1 protein-coding gene is annotated in these 222 nt (G+C 79.7%); it reads left to right on the top strand.

All coding sequences use genetic code 11. The features are described 5' to 3' along the window. Window positions 1–222: hypothetical protein (locus N801_RS21315; RefSeq protein WP_035941352.1), on the top strand; the 222-nt coding region annotated here is incomplete at both ends.

The following is a 222-nucleotide window of genomic DNA, read 5'->3' as shown; positions in this document are numbered from 1 at the left end:
TCGACGTCGAGGCTGCGGTCCTCGAGCTGACGGTCGCGGGGGCCCGCGGTGGGTGGCGCCGCCCGACCCGGCTGGGTCGTCCTGCCGCCGCCGCCGCTGAGGCCGCTGCCGCTGAGGCCGCTGCTGGAACCACGGAGGCCGAGCCGGAGCCCGAGGTCACACCGGAGCCCGAGGTCACCCCGGAGCCCGAGACGGCCCCGGAGCCGGACCCCGTCCCCGCGC

Source organism: Knoellia aerolata DSM 18566 (assembly GCF_000768695.1).
Classification (GTDB): Bacteria; Actinomycetota; Actinomycetes; order Actinomycetales; family Dermatophilaceae; genus Knoellia; species Knoellia aerolata.
This window is presented reverse-complemented; position numbering and strand designations above follow the sequence as displayed.